The 2,321-nt window shown below is 33.5% G+C and carries 2 protein-coding genes; both read right to left on the reverse strand.

All coding sequences use genetic code 11. The features are described from left to right. Window positions 1–232: 232 nt before the first annotated feature. A complete protein-coding gene (locus KI369_RS23715; RefSeq protein ID WP_212957628.1) occupies window positions 233–961 on the reverse strand; it encodes a DsbA family oxidoreductase in 729 nt (242 codons plus the stop codon). A gap of 176 nt (window positions 962–1,137) precedes the next feature. Then, window positions 1,138–2,097, reverse strand: a complete 960-nt coding sequence (locus KI369_RS23720) for an alpha/beta hydrolase (protein ID WP_212957630.1) — start codon at window positions 2,095–2,097, stop codon at window positions 1,138–1,140. Between the last annotated feature and the right edge of the window lie 224 nt (window positions 2,098–2,321).

Genomic DNA, 2,321 nt, shown 5'->3' on the forward strand with positions numbered 1-2,321 from the left:
TTATGTTAACATCTTCGTTAGTTAATGTCAACTAAGTTTTTTATTTCGTTTGTCGCTTTCGACGTTAATGTCATCGGCGACTTGTTCTATATTACACCTCTGATCTACAATCGTCAATATGTTTTTATAAAAAACTTCATTTTTTATAAATCTTATTTATATATCTCTTCTATAAGAATATATAAGCAACCCATAAAATACTCTATGGGTTGCTATTCCCTTATAAAAACTATTATTCTTTTGAAGGTACCGAACAACTTTCATCCGTACAAGACATATCGCTTCCACCCTCTGAAGAAAGCTCTTGTAACTTAGGTGCAGGATTCTCTTCTTCCCACACTTGTTGAAGCGCACCGACAAAAGTTTCGAGTGGTTGCGCACCTGAAATAGCATACTTTTGATTAATAATAAAATAAGGTACTCCTGAAATTTGATATTGCTGGGCAATCGCTTCATCAATTCTAACATCATTTGCATATGCACCTTTATCATCAATAACACGTAAAGCTTCTTGCTTATCTAAACCTGAAGCTTCAGCAATGGTAGCAAGCGTATCTACATCACTTAAATTTCTCGATTCAGTGAAATATGCAAAAAGTAGATTTTCCGTAATCTCTTTTTCTTTCCCTTGATCCTTTGCAAATTTCGCAAGACGATGCGCATCAAAAGTGTTCGTCGGCTTCATCTCATCAAAATTAAAACTTAAACCCATACTAGCTGCATGATTTCCTAGTTGTATATTATTACGCTTAGCTTCTTCAATACTAATCCCGTACTTTGACGCAAGTACTTCATTAATACTTGTTCCAGAATAGATTGGAGCGTTTTGGTCTAATTCAAAACTTTTAAACTCAACTTCAACATTCTTCTTATGAGGAAATTGCTCTAAAGCTACTTCTAACCTACGTTTCCCAATGTAGCAAAATGGGCATACAAAATCTGACCATACTTCAATTTTCATAGAAACACCTCATTAACATGTAGTTTTCAATCATTGTAGCACTGAGATTAAGGAATTCAAAAGTTTTTGCTCTATCCCCTTCATACAGTAGATACCTATATTAATAAAAAAGCGATAATCAAAAGAATAAACTATTATCCCCCTGATTATCGTATATAAACATGAAACAACTTTAATTACGCCGGAATATACTTCCCTACGAACTTCCATACAGTATTCCAATATTTATTTGAATCTACTTTCTCCGCTTCTCCATGTCCAGCACCTGGAACAATTAATTTCTCTTTTTCTACTTTTGCAGCATTATATACTTCATCTAACATCTCATAAGGAACAAATGTATCAGCATCCCCATGAATAAATAGCATAGGTGTTTTACTTTTTGCTACTTGTTTTACAGCTGAAGCTTCTTCTAAATCGTACCCAGCTCTCAATTTAGTAACCGTATTCGCTGCATTCATAACAGGAAACTTTGGCAAGCGGAATAAATCTTTTAGTTGATAAGTAAATTCATCAATAACAGTTGAGTATCCACAATCTTCAATAATAACTTTAACGTTAGAAGGTAACTCTTCACCTGAAGTCATCATTACAGTTGCCCCGCCCATGGAAACACCAAAGAGTGCTATTTCAGCATTAGGGTCTTTCTTTACAATTTGTTGAATCCAAATCAAAATATCTTTACGATCGTGCCAGCCCATCCCTATATAATCGCCTTCACTATTTCCGTGCCCACGAAGATCTGGCGCTATAACATTATAGCCTTGTTCATAAAAATTCCGGATATACTTCGTCATCTTCGATGCCTTACTATCATATCCATGAACTACAATCGCCCATTTATGGCTAGATTGTTCATTCATATATTCATAACCTGTTAATTTCAACTTATCGAAAGAATTTATGTTTCGTGTATTAGGTTTATGATTTGATACAAAGTTCGCATCCTTTTCTTCATTTGTAGCAAACATACCTCCCGATGCATTCACTGTTTCCACTAAGTGGGGATTATCCTCTAAAAACTCTTTCTCTTGTTTCGCATTCAACGCATAATTGTAAAAATAATTCCCGACTAACATATAAGTAACTGTTAGAAGTACTAAAACTACTATAGTAATTATACCTATCTTTTTCATATTATCTCCTTAAAAAAATTTAAATCTCCCTATATTAAAGTATCTCGAAAAACAACTGTACTATTTTAACACACCGACAGATTTCTCCTACAAAAAATAAAATAGAAAATCTTAAACTACACATCAAAAATGATGAAAGAAAATGAATATGAGAGGATTAAAAGAATAAAGATTACTTACTTGAGCCTAATAAGAAGTTAGAAACACAAAAAAGACGAGTCATT

The organism is Bacillus sanguinis, from assembly GCF_018332475.1.
In the GTDB taxonomy this organism is placed as follows: Bacteria; Bacillota; Bacilli; order Bacillales; family Bacillaceae_G; genus Bacillus_A; species Bacillus_A sanguinis.